Raw genomic sequence first — 15905 nt, forward strand, 5'->3', positions numbered from 1 at the left:
CTTAATTGCACAAAGCTCTGCTTGTAGTTAAGTGCTTTTTTAATCGAATGATCGTTCCTTCGCCCTTATGCGAAATGATATGGATTTCATCCATGAAGTTCTCCATGATCGTAAATCCCATGCCGGATCGTTCAAGTTCGGGTTTCGTCGTGAATAGTGGCTGCTTAGCCTCTTCAACATCCTCAATGCCCAATCCTTCATCACGAATTGTCACTTCGACCGTATCTCCTTCGATGACTACAGAAATGTAGACCCACCCTTCCGGATCGTTTTCATATCCATGAATGATTGAATTCGTGACCGCTTCAGAAACGACCGTCTTAATCTCTGTCAATTCATCCATCGTGGGATCTAATTGAGCAATGAATGCCGCAACCGTCACCCTTGCGAATGATTCATTTTGGCTAAGTGCTGAAAATTTCGTTTCCATTTTATTTTTCATGTTAGGCAACCCCCAGTCTTTGCAAAGCGTTTTGTTCGGATAGTTCTAGTTTAACAATTTTAAACAAACCTGACATCTCAAATAACCGCTTTACTGCTGGAGAAATTGCACAGACAACCATCTCACCATTTTTCTGATGTACCTGTTTATACCGACCGATAATTACGCCCAATCCAGAACTGTCCATGAAATGCAGTTCATCCAAGTTAAGGATGATATGTTGGATATCATGCTTTTGAATGGCCGCCTCTGCCTGTTTTCTTAACTTTTCTGCTGTATGATGATCTAAATCACCTTTGAGACGAATGCATAATATTCTACTCTTCGCCTCCATATCAATCGTAAGACTCACTATATACAGCCTCCTTCACTGTCTTATAATGAGTCAAATTCTCTGTTTAATCTTCAGATTCCTTCTTCCTGGCAAAACTAGTGGCCATTCGCCTAAACTAGTATATTTACACGCCTTTCCGACAAGTTAATCATTTCGTTTGTGTAAACATGCCGAATGCCCGTTTATACAGTTGCCACCAACTGGCTTTTTCAACAGTTTCCTTTGAAACAATCGGTGATTCGACATATACTTTTCCGTCTTTAATCAATTGGAGCGTTCCTATTTGATCTCCTTTTTGAATGGGAGCCTTTAGGTTTTTATCGAGAATAACCTTTTTCGTAAAGTCTTTTGCCGCACCGCTCTTGGCCGTCAAAACAGATATTGGTTCACTTGTTACCCCTACTGCCATCTTTTTGCTGCCCTTGCTTACTTTCGATTCGCCCAAGACCTCTCCTCGTTTGTAAATCGGATAGGTAATAAATTGTGAAAAGGCATAATCAAGCATTTTCGTTACCTGGGCATTTCTTTCCTTCGGAGAAGCCGCACCGAACACCACAGCAATAACACGCATATTCCCTTTTTTCGCCGTAGCTGTCAGACAATACTTGGCTTCATTCGTAAACCCTGTTTTTAATCCATCGACTCCCGGGTAAAATTTCACTAGTCGATTCGTGTTCACAAGCCAGAATTTTTTATCTGTATTTTCACGGAGGTAGTCCTCGTATGTACCCGTGAATCTTGTAATCATGTCGTATTTCAACAATTCCTTTGCCATGATGGACATATCATGTGCCGAGCTGTAATGGTCCTTAACTGGTAAGCCTGTTGCATTTTGAAATTTCGTGTTCTTTAATCCCAGGTCTTTTGCTTTCTTATTCATCCGTTTGACGAATTCTTCTTCGGATCCAGCAAGATGCTCTGCCATAGCGACCGATGCATCATTTGCAGAACCGATCGAGATCCCTTTAAGCATTTGTTCGGTAGTCATTTCTTCTCCTAATTCAAGAAAGATTTGAGAACCTCCCATCGATGCAGCGTACTCACTCGTCCTGATTTTATCCTTCATGTTGAGTTCACCTTTATCGATGGCTTCCATGATTAAGAGCATCGTCATGATCTTCGTCATACTAGCAGGCGAAAGACGTTCATCTGCATTTTTATCATACAAAACTGTACCTGTATCCCGTTCAATTAAAATAGCTGATTTTGCATTTTCCGCTAAGTTGACACCTTTTTTTTCTGATGCTTGAGTATGCGGGATGCTAAAGCCAGTTGCTAGTAACACGATTAAAAATAGAGAAAGAATCCGCTTCATCTCCATAGCCTCCAATCTTTATATATTCCATTTTTTCCATATAAGCCATTTTTATACAAATAAGTTGGTGGAATTATTATTTAAAAAGGGAGAGGACAGTTTTAATGAGGAATATACAAAAACAGAGGACCTTGTTGCCTGAATAAAATTATGCTGAACGTAAAAAAAGGTCACTCTTTTAAAAAGAGTGACCTGCTTGGCGAATCATTATTCCATGATTTCTTTATAGATCAACGTTGGTTTTTCAACTTTTTCCTTGGAAATTGTAATGTTTTCGTATAATTTCTCTTTTACTTTTGAAACATCTTCAAAGTTACTGTATATGGTTACAAGTGATTCACCTTTAGCCACGGTTTCACCGATTTTCTTACGAAGCATAAGACCTACAGCCAAATCAATTTCCGATTCTTTAGTAGCACGTCCAGCACCTAATAACATGGCAGCCGTACCGATTTCATCAGCAACGATTTCCGATACATATCCGTCTTCTTTAGCTTCAAGCTCAAAAGTGTATGCAGCCTGTGGAAGTTTTTCTGGCTGTTCTACAACTGAGCCGTCTCCTCCCTGTGCCTCCAAGAAGATTTTGAATGAACGAAGCGCTGAACCATCCTTGATTGCATTTTCAAGCAGGGTTCTGGCTTCTTCAAGGGAGCCCGCTTTTTTAGCAAGGTACACCATATGACTTCCTAACGTTAAAGATAGTTCCGTTAAATCTTCCGGACCTTCACCTTTAAGCGTATCAATCGCTTCTTTAACTTCAAGAGCGTTCCCGATTGCGTAACCAAGAGGCTGGCTCATGTCTGAAATGACTGCCATCGTATTACGGCCGACATTATTTCCTATGCTCACCATTGCATGTGCCAGTTTCTCGGAATCTTCAAGTGTCTTCATGAATGCACCTGCACCCGTTTTCACATCAAGAACAATCGCATCTGCACCAGCAGCTATTTTCTTACTCATGATGGAACCAGCAATCAACCCGATGCTATTGACGGTAGCCGTTACATCACGTAATGCATAAAGCTTTTTATCTGCAGGAGTTAAATTACCACTTTGACCAATAACGGCTATCTTGTTTTTATTGACAAGTTCAATGAACTCATCATTTTCAATTTCCACATGAAACCCTTTAACGGATTCCAATTTATCGATGGTTCCACCTGTATGGCCAAGGCCGCGCCCTGACATTTTTGCCACTGGAACGCCTACAGCTGCCACTAATGGTCCAAGAACAAGTGTGGTCGTATCACCAACGCCACCTGTAGAGTGCTTATCGACCTTAATTCCCTCTATCATCGATAAATCTATTTGATCACCGGATTCTACCATGGCCATCGTTAAATCAGCACGCTCCTGCTCGTTCAGCTCTTGAAAATAGATTGCCATTGCCCATGCGCTCATTTGATAATCAGGAATCGTTCCATTTGTAAAGCCTTCCACAATAAACTGAATCTCTTCAGTGGAAAGTGTCTTTCCATCACGTTTTTTTGCGATTAAGTCAACCATTCTCATAAGTCATTCCCCATTCTTTAAAGACAGCCTTAGTTTCGACTGTGCTTGTATTATTTTAAATCCGATTTATAAATCTTTAACAATCGACTTAACAAACTCCAGAAAACTGCTTTTTACTTTTTCTGTCGTTTCAATAACTTCCACGTGTGACAGGGGCTGGTCCAAAATACCAGAAGCCATGTTTGTAAGGCAAGATATCCCCAGTACTTTCATCCCACAATGTCTAGCAACGATAACTTCCGGAACAGTGGACATGCCCACTGCATCCCCACCAAGAACTCTTGCCATCCTTACTTCTGCCGGAGTTTCATAGGTCGGCCCAGAATTCCCAATATAGACGCCTTCCTTTACATCCAAGCCCAGCGTAGAAGCGATCGTCTTAGCTTTTGCCCGCAATTCTTTATTATAAGCTTCTGACATATCAGGGAAACGAGGACCAAAGCGGTCTTCATTCGCACCAATCAATGGGTTAGTTCCCATTAAATTGATATGGTCCGTAATGATCATCAGATCTCCCGGTGCATAGCTTTCATTCACACTTCCAGCAGCATTGGTTACGATTAATGTTTCAACACCAAGCAGTTTCATCACACGTACCGGGAAAGTGACTTTCTCCATTGAGTATCCTTCATAAAAATGGAAACGACCTTGCATGGCTACAACCTGTTTGCCACTCAGGTTTCCGATGACAAGCTGACCTGCATGTCCTTCTACAGTCGAGACGGGAAATTCCGGGATTTCATGATAAGGGATAATTATCGGGTTTTCAATTTCATCTGCCAATACCCCAAGACCAGATCCAAGAATCAAGCCTATATCTGGAGTCCCATCCACTTTGTTCTTTATAAATTCAGCAGCTGTTTCAATGCTATTAAACATATTTACCCTCCCTTATTTCACGTCGCCTAAAATATTTTTCCCATATGTAGGCATCTTTATATCAAAGTTAGCGGCAACTGTTGCACCAATATCAGCAAAAGTATCTCTTACTGGTAACTCCGTGCCTTTTGTGAAACGTTTTGAGTAAACTAATAATGGAACATACTCACGAGTGTGGTCTGTACCTTCATGAATCGGATCATTCCCGTGGTCGGCCGTGATGATCAACAAGTCATCTTCTGTCAGCTTCTCTATCACTTCAGGCATTCTAGCATCGAACTCTTCCAAAGCCTTTCCGTAGCCTTCCGGATCACGACGGTGACCATATAAGGCATCAAAGTCCACTAGATTCAAGAAGCTTAATCCCTTAAAGTCTTGATCGATGGTTTGGATTAATTTATCCATTCCGTCCATATTGGAGACTGTACGTAATGATTCGGTGACTCCTTCACCATCAAAGATATCCGAGATTTTTCCAATTGCCAAAACATCCAACCCAGCATCTTTCATTTCATCCATTACCGTTCTGTTAAATGGCTTCAATGCATAATCATGACGGTTAGGTGTTCTTTTGAAACTTCCTGGCTCTCCAATGAAAGGTCTTGCAATAACGCGTCCAACCTTATATTCATCAGCCATCGTCAACTCTCGTGCAATTTCACAAATTTTATATAACTCGTCTAATGGGACTACGTCCTCATGAGCGGCAATCTGTAAAACAGAATCAGCGGATGTATACACAATTAAAGCTCCCGTTTTCATGTGATCTTCGCCAAGTCTTTCAATGATTTCCGTTCCGCTTGCAGGTATATTCCCTATGATTGAACGTCCCGTCTTCGCTTGAAGTTCATTGATTAATAACTCAGGGAAACCGTTCGGAAATACTTGAAATGGTGTAGTGATATTAAGACCCATTATTTCCCAATGGCCGGTCATCGTATCTTTTCCTGTTGACGCTTCTTTCATTTTTGTATAGTAAGCAATCGGTTGCTCTGTTTTTGCGATACCTTTAATATCCCGGATGTTGCCTAAACCCATTTTAGAAAGAGTCGGCATGTTCAATCCATTCATTCTCTCAGCTATATGGCCAAGTGTATCGGCTCCTTTATCACCGAATAAATCTGCATCCGGTGCTTCGCCAATCCCAACTGAGTCCATTACAACTACAAAAATGCGTTTAAATGCTGAATTTTTTTCCATGCTAATTCCCTCCAGTAAATAGTATTATACCCTTTTATATTCCCCGTATATTGTCCATTTAACCTACAATAACCGAAACGTCAGAAGTCTGACCTCTTTATTGTAAACGATACCAATCGTTTTAGACAATTGTTATGTACCTTAATCTTTATATAGGAAAACAGACTCATAATTTCAAAAAAGATTTTTATAGTTCCAGCTTATCATGGTCCAATAAATTGGGCCACCTATTCCTGATGGCTGTTTCACCATTACTTGTGCAGGAGGCCTTTCCTCCTACACTTTCAATCTACTAATTTCCTAAGCTCTTGGATGAAATTTAGAATATACATCTTTTATCCGAACATTCGTAATATGTGTGTAGATTTGAGTCGTCGAAATATCCGCATGCCCCAACATCTCCTGAACGGCCCGTAAATCTGCTCCATTCATCAAAAGATGGGTGGCAAAAGAATGCCTTAGTGTATGCGGTGTAATTTCCTTCTCGATTCTCGCCTCTTTCACGAGTTTTTTCAAGATCTTCCAAAATCCCTGTCTCGTCAACCTGTTTCCATGGTGATTCAAAAAAAGTGAATCCGTCCGATGCTTTGGACTGGCAAATTTACCACGGGCACTATCTAAGTAATTCCCGATGGCCCCCAGTGCTGTTTGTCCGATAGGGATGATTCTTTCTTTATCCCCTTTTCCGATACAACGGACAAAACCCATCGTCGCATGTACATCGCTCACATCCATTGAGATCAATTCACTGACACGCATTCCTGTCGCATACATCAGTTCAAGCATCGCTTTGTCACGTAATCCATATTCGTTCATTACCTTTGGGGCTTCCAATAAGGCTTCCACCTCTTCCATGCTTAACACCTTTGGAAGGCTTCTTTCAGGTTTGGGTGTTTCTATATGTAGAGCTGGATCCTGGTCAGTCACCTTTTCACGAAGGAGAAATTGATGGAAGGATCGGATTGAAGCAATATGGCGGGCAATGGTTTTCGACGATTTCCCTTGGTCTTTCAAATGAGCAAGAAAGTGTAAGATGTTTGCCCGACGTGAGTCATTCCAATCGGTAATCATTTCTACATTCATTAAATAGGCCCAATATGATTTCAAGTCACGTTCATACGAGACGAGTGTGTTTTTGGCAAGACCCTTTTCAATGGTCAAAAAATGAATGAAATCCTTAATTTGATTCTCCATATTCATTACTCCCCGTTTAAATAAAACAACATTAAGCGTTCAAACCATGCATCATCACCTGTATCAACAGCTTTTGATACTTTGACAGCTGTGCCTTTTGGTTCATCGTACCGATGATAACTATGATATTCCTGATTTAACCATACCATTCCTATGTAAAAAAGAACAGTGAAGCTAACGAAGAGTATCATCACTTTAGCTGTATGTAAAACTAGCTTCAATGACGTTTTCATGCTTTCCCCTCCCTATCCGAGCACTTTGTATCAATCTATGCCCATCGGGACAAGTTTTATACATCTTTCGGTAAAGAAGAGGAAAAAAAGTTCTATCTATTTCTAACCCAGGTTAAACAGGCAAACTATTTTCTTTTAAAACCAGAAAACCTTCTCCAGGTAGGGGAGAAGGTCCGACTTTATTCATCTTTATCTTCGACTTTGTCATGACATCGATGACAAATGCCATGAAAGGTTAATCTATGGTCTTTTATCTTGAAGTTCCAGTCACGCTCGACAATGGCTTCCACGTCTTCAAGTAAGTCTTGTTGGATCTCATCTACCGCTCCACATTCCACACAAACCAGATGATGATGGAAATGCGCTGCGCCTTCTTGTCTTAAATCATAACGGGAAACTCCGTCTCCAAAGTTAATTTTATCTACTATTTTCAATTCAGTCAGCAACTCTAGCGTACGGTATACCGTTGCTAATCCAATTTCCGGCGACTTTTCTTTGACAAGGAGGTAAACGTCTTCTGCGCTTAAATGATCCTCTTCGTGCTCAAGTAAAACGCGGACGGTCGCTTCTCGCTGAGGCGTTAATTTGTAGCTGGACGAGTGCAACTGCTTTTTTATTCTATCAATTCTATTTTCTATTTCCATACCAATATTCCCTCCCGCGCCGCTATCTTATACATTATATCAAATGAGGGAAAACTGTCAAAATAGATTTCCTTATTAATAGCAAAAAAATCATGATGAATGCGTAGCTATCCTTCATTACCCCAAGAAGCTTACGACATTTTTCATTAAGGAAGGGGATAAATATGCTTCAAATGCAGCTGCTGCAATTAAAAATACCCCAGACAAGATCAAGGAAAAAACATAGCGGGAAATAATCGGCTTTAAAGGCTCCCGAACCTGTTTAAGAAAAATGCGGCTGATCATCTTCATGGATAGCGATACGGCCAGAACCGTGATCACGATAAAGATCGGGACAATGAATATATTTTGCGGTAGGATTGCCACAAATGATAATAGGAATCCACTCCACCCCATTTGATTGACTAAAAATCCGACCGTAAATCCCACAACCATACCTTTTACAAATAACAGTACTAATATCACTGGCAAACCGATAACCGAAACCCCAAGAATCCAGATGACCCCAATATATTTAAGGTTATGCATAAGACTTTGACTGAACATATCGTGTGAAGAAGCAAATTCCCCTTTGGAAACTTGTCCGAAGAATTGTGATAAATAGTAGAACAAATCTTCCTTTTGAGTAAAGCTCAAACTGTTTACGAGAACAGCACCAAAAATGACACCCATTAAAAAGAGTACAGTGATAAAAACGTATAATGAGGAATGTTCGTTAACATGTTTCCTTACAGCATTTTGTATGGCAGATCTATTTTTCATCTTTTATCTATCCTCCCAACTCCACTTACTAGAATCTATGTTTTTTCTGTTTTATTTATGACAAGGATTCAAGCGTAATTTACAGAGTCGTAGAACATTTTTCACAAAAGACGTGTTATAATTTTCCATAAAGTTGTTTGGAGGGGTACTATGAAAGCTATACTAATGGATTTTCCAGAAAAAATTGAAACTTCTCGCTTATATTTAAGACCTTGCCTACCGGGAGATGGACTTGACGTTTATGAAGCCATAGTCCGTTCACGAAACGAGTTGAAGAGATGGCTTCCATTTGCCCAGCAAGAACCATCAATAGAAGCTTCAGAAAAGAATGTCCTGAAAGCATATGCTGATTTTATCTTAAAAGAAGATATTAGACTCCATATTTATAGGAAAGAAGACGGTCAATTCATAGGCTCCACTGGCCTCCATCGAATTAACTGGGACATCCCCAAGTTTGAAATCGGTTATTGGATCGATACGGAATACAGGAACAAAGGATATATAACTGAAGTGGTAGAAAGGTTAACAAGATTCGCCTTTAATCATTATGGGGCCAAGAGAATTGAAATCCGTTGTGATCCCAATAATCTTACCAGCAAACGGATTCCTGAAAAGCTTGGATTTACCCTGGAAGGGATTTTACATAATGATGCTTTAAGCGCCGACGGCAAGACATTACGAGACACTTGCATTTATGCAAAAATAATAAACTAAAAAGAGCCCTGGCAGCATCAGTTTTCCCTGTCAGGACTCTCTCCATTAGCTTTAAAAAGCAAAACTCCTCTTTCGCTTTCCATACTTTACGTTCCAATTAACTCTCTTTCTATGAAGCTTTATTAAAAGGATTTAAAGAATCCCTAAAATAGTTTCAGGGATTCTTTGTATTTCAATCTTCAATCATTATTGCTTGGAAAGGCAAATGTCGACCCCGTATTGGCGGACGATGTCAACCATCGTTCTGAGACAGTTTTTGTTTTTGTAAAGAAACGGGCTTGATCTGGTCCGAACATATGACCTTCACCGAATCTAGACCCTTTAAATCCAGCAAAATTATGGTAGCCGACAGGGATTGGAATCGGGACATTAACTCCTACCATCCCAACGTCAATTTCCGTTGTGAATTTCCGAGCTGCCGCTCCATCATTGGTGAAAATGGTGACACCATTCCCTAACTCATGTTCGTTGATCAGCTTAATCGCTTCTTCTAGTGAAGCGACCCGAACAACATTACGGGCGGGTCCGAACACTTCCTGTTCATATATATCCATTCCTGGCTTTACATGGTCAATTAATGTCGGGCCGACAAAGAAACCTCTGGATTCTTTCACGATGTCTAATTCCCGTCCATCACACACTACGGTTGCACCTTCTTCAATGCTCTTGTCAATCGCCGCAATTACCGACTCTTTTGATTGTTGGGATATAACAGGTCCGAAGTCAACTTCCCGGTCTGTGTAAGAGCCCACTTTCAATGCGCCGATTTTTTCTTTTAAAATCTTTATTAAACGATCCCCTGTTTCTTCTCCAACAGGCATGAGCGTTGAAATGGCCATGCAACGCTGGGATGCAGCTCCATATGCAGCTCCAATAAAAGAGTTTGCCACTTGTTCTAAATCCGCATCAGGCATGACAACCATATTGTTCTTCCCGCCACCAAGAGCCGTCACACGCTTACCATGTTTCGCTCCCGTCTCATAAATATATTGAGCCACCGGCGTAGAGCCCACGAAGGAGATTGCCTCCACTTCTGGATTTCTCAATAATTCATTGACAGCGTCCTTATCACCATTGATAACGGTCCAAATACCGTCCGGCAATCCTGCTTTCTTCCATAATTCACTCACGAATAAAGCTGTCATTGGAACTCGCTCCGAAGCTTTCAGAATGACTGCATTGCCTACAGCAATTGCCATGCTCGTCTGGGCCAGTGGCACCATGATCGGGAAGTTGAATGGAGAAATGGCTGCTACGACGCCAAGTGGGTACTTCGCCGAATAGACATTGATCTGTCCACCGACGTTGACGGAATATTCCCCTTTCACTAAATGGGGCGCTCCAATGGCAAGGTCCACAGATTCTATTCCACGGGTAATCTCGCCCTTTGCATCTTCTGCCGTTTTACCGCTTTCTGTACAAATCAGATCAATTAGGGCATCTGTATGTTCCGTAAGCAAGTTACGAAACTTGATCACTATATCCGCACGCCTTGCTACGGACATGTCACGCCAAGCGGGAAATGCAGCTTTGGCTTTATCAATGGCTCCCTTTACTTCTTCAATCGAAGCTAACGGTACTTTCGCAATGACTTCTCCACTTGAAGGATTGAATACATCCGAAAATCTCCCGTTTTGCCCTGCAACCATTTGACCGCCTATAAAATGAGATAATTCTTTTACTTTTATTGTTTCAGTCATTATAACTCCTCCTAATTGTTCGAGATTTTACTATATAGTAGGGGTGAAGCATTTCCTTTATGTAATCCGTCACCCACAAACTCACAAAATACTCAGATAATTAAACTCGGAATTTCAGTCGCGAGTTTACGCCAGCATATTGCGCCTATATTCGTGTCACTTCCTTATTATGATTTATTTCCTATTCCTATTGTGTAACTTCCTGGCTTTTTAGTCATTATACAAAGTGTTAAATGAATCCCTTTTCTATTTCACAAAAAGACTAATTGCTACGAAGTGATATCTATAACAAGCACAAAAGGCACTTCCATCTAGAAATGCCTTTTGAAAAGTTTATATCGGGAAAGCCTGTGTTATCACATCTTAACTTTCCCATATTTGCCGCCTCCTCCTGCATCAAAACCCAATATCCCTTTTCTTGCGGAATCTATAAAGTGGGCTAATTTCAATGGAACGACCTCTGAAAGCTGTTCGAGAGTCACCTCATGAAGGATATTCATCTCTGTTCCGAAGGCCCCCAATAGTCTGTCCATGGACTTCGGGCCAAGGCCCGGAATGAAATCAAGCGGAACCTGATGAATATACTGCGGACGGGACCTCTTTTCCTCCCCTTTTCCAGAAACGGATAATTCGGCAATACGTGTGGAAACTCCCTTAATGATCTTCTTGCCTCCGCATTCACTGCATGCCTCAGCATTTATGGCCATTTTATGAAGGCAACTTCCGCAAACGGTTTGATAATATTTACCCAATAAGGGATTCAATCCATAATTGGCTGTCACTTTACGACCTTCTTCTTCCTTAAGCGCTTTTTCCAACTCTGTAAAACTCGGTTCTTGAAGTAATAGCATTTGATATTCACGGGCTATCTTTCCAAGGGAGTGGGCATCGGAATTCGTCAGGAAGGTATACGATTTCAATTCTTTTATGTCCTCCACCAAATAGGTATCCGAGCTTAAACCAAGTTCGATGGCATCAATGAGCTTCGGATCGAACACTTCCGCCAGGCTTTCCTTTACGCCTTTACCGTACAAGCTTTTAAAGGGGGTGAAAACATGCGCAGGGATGAACAGCCCTCCAAGGGATTTGACGATTTCTTGCAACTTTCGCCCGTCACAATAAATCCTCTGGGAACTCAACGTAATATTTTTCACATAATTACTCATCCATGATGAAAACCTCTTCAGCACTTCCATATTTGGAAAATAGGCAAGAACATGAATCGGTCCATGGCAATTGTGGTCATATATTTCAATTTCCGACCCTGGGATGATGGTGAGGTTCCGATAATGAAGTCCGCCACCCTCCATTTCCGTAATTTCCCCATTGTGAATTCCAGCTTCTATCTCTTCAATAACCTCAGGAGAATGGCAGTCTATAACCCCTATCATATCGAGTCCTTTTCGTTCGCTTGCCACTTCGATTATGTTGCTGAAGGTCAACGTTTTAGCTCCGGTGATCTTAACCGCCTTCCCACTTCTCGTCCTGCCGATATGAATATGGAAATCAGCATAGTATTCTTTCATTTATTCATTCAACGCCTTTTTCAACTGCAAATATTGTACGGCGTAGGCCGTTTTGGCATCTTGGATCTTCCCTTCATCCAGATAGTTTTGAGCTTCCTTCAATGTCAGCTCGATCACCTCGACAAACTCATCTTCATCCAATGGTGCCGCATCTTTTTTCTTTTTCAAATTGTGGGCCAAATAGAGATGGACTAGCTCATCCGCAAAGCCTGGAGACGTATAAAAAGAGATGATATGCTCCATTCTTTCACATTCATAGCCCGTCTCTTCCTCAAGTTCACGTTCTGCCGACCGAACGGGTTCCTCCCCTTTTTCAAGCTTACCTGCTGGAATTTCAACCAGGCTTCTCTCCAACGCTTTACGGTACTGTTCGACCATGATGATCTTATCTTCAGCTGTAAGAGCGATGATTGCGACTGCCCCGGGATGCTTGATGATTTCTCGTTTACTCGTTTTCCCATCAGGAAGCTCGACATCATCCACTTGTAAATTGATTACTTTACCCGTGAATATCTTTTTGCTTGATAATGTTTTCTCTTCGAATTTTTTCAACTTGTCCACTCCTCTGTTCTAATTACAGCATGATTCTTCATACATTTTACCATACTAGGGATGGAGGGCGATTTGATGAAAATTCATGTGTTCGAAAATGGCATTGTTTTCTCCGGAAAGAGTTGGGAGATTGTTCAAAAACTCAAAAGTCTACAAAGTGACTATGTTTATGTCAATGACTGGATTGCAGATATCCATCGACAAGAACCTCACCCCTTAAAAAGGATCAAGTGAAATCTTTGAGTGAAAATGATTCCTCCTTTACAATGAAGATATAAAGGAGAGGATAACATGAAAAAACGCAGATTAGGAAATTCGGATTTGCTTGTATCCGAAATTGGACTTGGATGCATGTCTTTGGGAACCGATCAAAAAAAGGCAGCCGAAATTGTGAAGGCTGCTTTACATGAAGGCATCAATTACTTCGACACCGCTGACTTATATGATTTTGGAGTGAACGAGGAAATTGTGGGAGAAAGCCTAAAGCCAGTTCGCGATCAAGTGTACATAGCAACGAAAGTCGGAAACCGCTGGACGGAAAATAAAGAAGGCTGGAGCTGGGATCCATCTGGTGACTATATCAAGACGGCCGTAAAAGATAGTCTAAAGAGACTAGGCACCGACTATATTGACCTCTATCAGCTGCATGGCGGTACGATTGAAGATAATTTGGAGGAAACGATTGAAGCCTTTGAGGACTTAAAAAAAGAAGGTTTGATTCGGTACTATGGAATATCATCGATTCGGCCCAATGTAATAAAGGCATTTGTCGAGAATTCAGATATTGATTCCGTGATGATGCAGTACAGCCTGCTGGACCGCCGTCCGGAAGAGTGGATGCCACTTTTGGAAAATAAGCAGGTCAGCATCATTGCTCGGGGGCCTCTCGCCAAAGGGCTGCTAAGTGAAAAAATGCTTAACAAGGCTAGTGAGGACGGCTACCTCGATTATAGCTATCAAGCACTCAAGGACTTACTTCCACAATTAAAAGAGAAGATTTCCGGCAAGAAGCTGAATGCTGTGGCTCTGCAATATGTATTATCGAACCAATGCGTTGCATCTGCCGTAGCCGGGGCGAGCACGGTGCAACAGCTTCGCGAAAACTGTCAGGCTGCCAACAGCCCTTCTCTTTCAAAAGATGAACTTGATCTGTTGAAGCAACTCACCAAAGCAAGCAAATATGCAAACCACCGGGAATAAATCTAACCTGAACACCCTTTAAAGACTAGCAATCATTTCTCTGCAAAGCTATCCTTTCCGTACACCTACGGTTGGATAGCTTTTTTTTATTCCGGGAGTCATACCCTACACTTTTAAATAACTCAGCTGCAAAAGTGTAGGGTGAGTTCTTTCTAAGATCTTTTCTGTTGCTATTTCTTAATTGATATTATACAATTCAATTGTGCACAATCTAAATGAAAAGATTGGGGAGATAAACAATGACAAAAACACTATTTACGACGTCTGTAACGGTTGATGGAGGAAGAGAAGGAACGGCCATTTCAGCTGATGGAAACTTTACGGTTGATATTGCAATGCCCGGAACGCCAAGGGCTAAACAGATGCCTGAAGCTTCTAATCCTGAACAGCTTTTTGCAGCAGGATATGCGGCTTGTTTTGATAGTGCTTTACAATCGGTTGGAAAGATTGAAGGTGCTACATTTACTTCAAACGTCACAGCCAATGTCAGTTTATTGATGGGTGATATGCATCAATACAGCTTGGCTGTAACATTAGTCGTAAAGGGATCAGGAATCGATAAAAATTCATTTGAAACTTTCGTTCATAAAGCTCACCAAATGTGCCCTTATTCAAAAGCAATCAACGGCAATGTGGATGTTGCCATTGAAATTGAAGTAGAATAAAGCAATTTCACAAAAAAACGCTTGGGTTTGAAGTGAACCCAGGCGTTTTTCTATTCCTTCAAAGTGCTTGCAAGGTTTTTAATAGTTGAAGCAGCGACGCTTTCAAATCCTCAACCACTTGCTTATCTTCACCGGACATATCCGAAATGCGTTCAGGAATGAAACAGGCTTCTTCCCTTAAATCAAGTCCCTTTCGAGTCAGCTGAATCATGACAGACCTTTCATCTTTAGTGGACCGTTCACGAACAATGAGCCCATACTGCTCCATCCGTTTCAACATGGGAGTGAGCGTTCCTGAATCAAGTGCAAGTAACTCCCCTAATTTCTTCACTGTAAGCGTGTCTTGCTCCCATAGTAAAAGCAGAACGAGATATTGAGGATACGTTACGTTAAGTTTGGTAAGTAGTGGTTTATACTTCTTGGTCATTTCCCTTGAATTTGCATATAGAAGGAAGCATAGTTGATTTTCCAGTACAGATTCTATTCTTTTTTCCATTTCATCACCAACTAATAGTAGTCCATTCGATAAGCGGGTACCTATCAAACTTACTTTTAATATAATCGTTATGCTTTATAAAATAAAGCGATTCGGCCATCCAAACAGAATTACGAAGGAATTTAATTTGTTCCATGTCATTTTCTTCATACAAAAACATCCCCGTTATAAGTACATGGGTACCAACGAAGATGCTTTCCATTTATAGTTTTTTTGGTCGGGTCATAATAAACATCCCGATTTCATTAAAATCATTTATAGTTTTTCCAGTTAAGATCACTTTCACCCAACAGCTCTTCGAATGATTTATTTTTCTCACGCTGTTTTCTTTCTTGACGTTTCTTTTCTTCTTCTGCTGCTCTCTTCTCTTGTTCCGCATCGTTTAATTCTTTTTGTTTTTGGCGAAGCTGCGACATGATATCTTGATTGAGCATATCACCAAGTTTCAATGATGACGATGCTTCTTTTTCTTGCTTTTTACTTTGATTTTGATTGCGCGGCTGTTTCTTTTTCATCCTTAAAACCCCCTGACATTAT

General features: G+C 41.0%; 19 protein-coding genes. 4 read left to right on the forward strand and 15 right to left on the reverse strand.

Going from position 1 to position 15905, the window contains the following annotated elements:
- Nucleotide 1: 1 nt before the first annotated feature.
- From spoIIAB to spoIIM, 10 genes are all read right to left on the reverse strand, one after another.
- The gene (gene spoIIAB / locus AC503W_RS12330) at nt 2–442 is read right to left on the reverse strand and encodes an anti-sigma F factor (RefSeq protein WP_402869282.1); all 441 of its coding nucleotides are present in this window, start codon (nt 440–442) and stop codon (nt 2–4) included.
- Nucleotide 443: 1 nt separating this feature from the next.
- Nucleotides 444–794, reverse strand: coding sequence for an anti-sigma F factor antagonist (gene spoIIAA, locus AC503W_RS12335; RefSeq protein WP_402869284.1), 351 nt, complete (start codon nt 792–794; stop codon nt 444–446).
- 130 nt (nt 795–924) lie between these two features.
- On the reverse strand, nt 925–2091 hold the full coding sequence (locus AC503W_RS12340; protein ID WP_402956634.1) for a D-alanyl-D-alanine carboxypeptidase family protein: 1167 nt from the start codon (nt 2089–2091) through the stop codon (nt 925–927).
- Between the two features lie 207 nt (nt 2092–2298).
- On the reverse strand, nt 2299–3603 hold the full coding sequence (locus AC503W_RS12345) for a pyrimidine-nucleoside phosphorylase (RefSeq protein ID WP_402869288.1): 1305 nt from the start codon (nt 3601–3603) through the stop codon (nt 2299–2301).
- A gap of 66 nt (nt 3604–3669) precedes the next feature.
- Nucleotides 3670–4482, reverse strand: a complete 813-nt coding sequence (locus tag AC503W_RS12350) for a purine-nucleoside phosphorylase (RefSeq protein ID WP_402956632.1) — start codon at nt 4480–4482, stop codon at nt 3670–3672.
- Between the two features lie 12 nt (nt 4483–4494).
- Nucleotides 4495–5682, reverse strand: coding sequence for a phosphopentomutase (gene deoB, locus AC503W_RS12355; RefSeq protein ID WP_402956630.1), 1188 nt, complete (start codon nt 5680–5682; stop codon nt 4495–4497).
- A gap of 300 nt (nt 5683–5982) precedes the next feature.
- Entirely contained in the window at nt 5983–6876 is an 894-nt protein-coding gene (gene xerD, locus AC503W_RS12360) for a site-specific tyrosine recombinase XerD (protein ID WP_402869293.1), read from the reverse strand.
- Nucleotides 6877–6881: 5 nt separating this feature from the next.
- Entirely contained in the window at nt 6882–7109 is a 228-nt protein-coding gene (locus tag AC503W_RS12365; protein WP_402869295.1) for a YqzK family protein, read from the reverse strand.
- A 179-nt stretch (nt 7110–7288) separates the two neighbouring features.
- A complete protein-coding gene (fur, locus tag AC503W_RS12370; protein ID WP_402869878.1) occupies nt 7289–7747 on the reverse strand; it encodes a ferric iron uptake transcriptional regulator in 459 nt (152 codons plus the stop codon).
- A 123-nt stretch (nt 7748–7870) separates the two neighbouring features.
- A complete protein-coding gene (gene spoIIM / locus AC503W_RS12375; protein ID WP_402956628.1) occupies nt 7871–8515 on the reverse strand; it encodes a stage II sporulation protein M in 645 nt (214 codons plus the stop codon).
- 150 nt (nt 8516–8665) lie between these two features.
- Between spoIIM and AC503W_RS12380 the strand changes: the two genes are divergently transcribed.
- Nucleotides 8666–9229, forward strand: a complete 564-nt coding sequence (locus tag AC503W_RS12380) for a GNAT family N-acetyltransferase (protein WP_402956626.1) — start codon at nt 8666–8668, stop codon at nt 9227–9229.
- 179 nt (nt 9230–9408) lie between these two features.
- Here the strand turns inward: AC503W_RS12380 and AC503W_RS12385 are convergent, their stop codons facing one another.
- The 3 genes from AC503W_RS12385 to AC503W_RS12395 form a co-directional block, all read right to left on the reverse strand.
- On the reverse strand, nt 9409–10929 hold the full coding sequence (locus AC503W_RS12385; RefSeq protein ID WP_402956623.1) for a CoA-acylating methylmalonate-semialdehyde dehydrogenase: 1521 nt from the start codon (nt 10927–10929) through the stop codon (nt 9409–9411).
- A gap of 356 nt (nt 10930–11285) precedes the next feature.
- A complete protein-coding gene (locus AC503W_RS12390; protein ID WP_402956621.1) occupies nt 11286–12455 on the reverse strand; it encodes an endonuclease Q family protein in 1170 nt (389 codons plus the stop codon).
- The gene (locus tag AC503W_RS12395) at nt 12456–13007 is read right to left on the reverse strand and encodes an NUDIX hydrolase (RefSeq protein ID WP_402869305.1); all 552 of its coding nucleotides are present in this window, start codon (nt 13005–13007) and stop codon (nt 12456–12458) included.
- 75 nt (nt 13008–13082) lie between these two features.
- Between AC503W_RS12395 and mciZ the strand changes: the two genes are divergently transcribed.
- The 3 genes from mciZ to AC503W_RS12410 all read left to right on the forward strand — a co-directional run bounded on the left by mciZ (nt 13083) and on the right by AC503W_RS12410 (nt 14872).
- Nucleotides 13083–13241: a Z-ring formation inhibitor MciZ gene (mciZ, locus tag AC503W_RS12400; RefSeq protein ID WP_402869307.1), complete on the forward strand. Its 159-nt coding sequence runs from the start codon at nt 13083–13085 to the stop codon at nt 13239–13241.
- A 57-nt stretch (nt 13242–13298) separates the two neighbouring features.
- On the forward strand, nt 13299–14207 hold the full coding sequence (locus AC503W_RS12405) for an aldo/keto reductase (protein WP_402956619.1): 909 nt from the start codon (nt 13299–13301) through the stop codon (nt 14205–14207).
- A 239-nt stretch (nt 14208–14446) separates the two neighbouring features.
- Complete coding sequence (locus tag AC503W_RS12410; protein WP_402869311.1) at nt 14447–14872, forward strand: Ohr family peroxiredoxin; 426 nt, start codon at nt 14447–14449, stop codon at nt 14870–14872.
- 58 nt (nt 14873–14930) lie between these two features.
- Here AC503W_RS12410 and AC503W_RS12415 read toward each other — a convergent pair whose 3' ends face one another.
- The gene (locus AC503W_RS12415) at nt 14931–15368 is read right to left on the reverse strand and encodes a MarR family winged helix-turn-helix transcriptional regulator (RefSeq protein WP_494914324.1); all 438 of its coding nucleotides are present in this window, start codon (nt 15366–15368) and stop codon (nt 14931–14933) included.
- Nucleotides 15369–15619: 251 nt separating this feature from the next.
- Nucleotides 15620–15883 carry a YqkE family protein gene (locus AC503W_RS12420; RefSeq protein ID WP_402869318.1) on the reverse strand — a complete coding sequence of 88 codons (264 nt, stop codon included), beginning with the start codon at nt 15881–15883 and terminating at the stop codon, nt 15620–15622.
- Nucleotides 15884–15905: the final 22 nt, after the last annotated feature.

Source organism: Peribacillus suis (assembly GCF_059384845.1).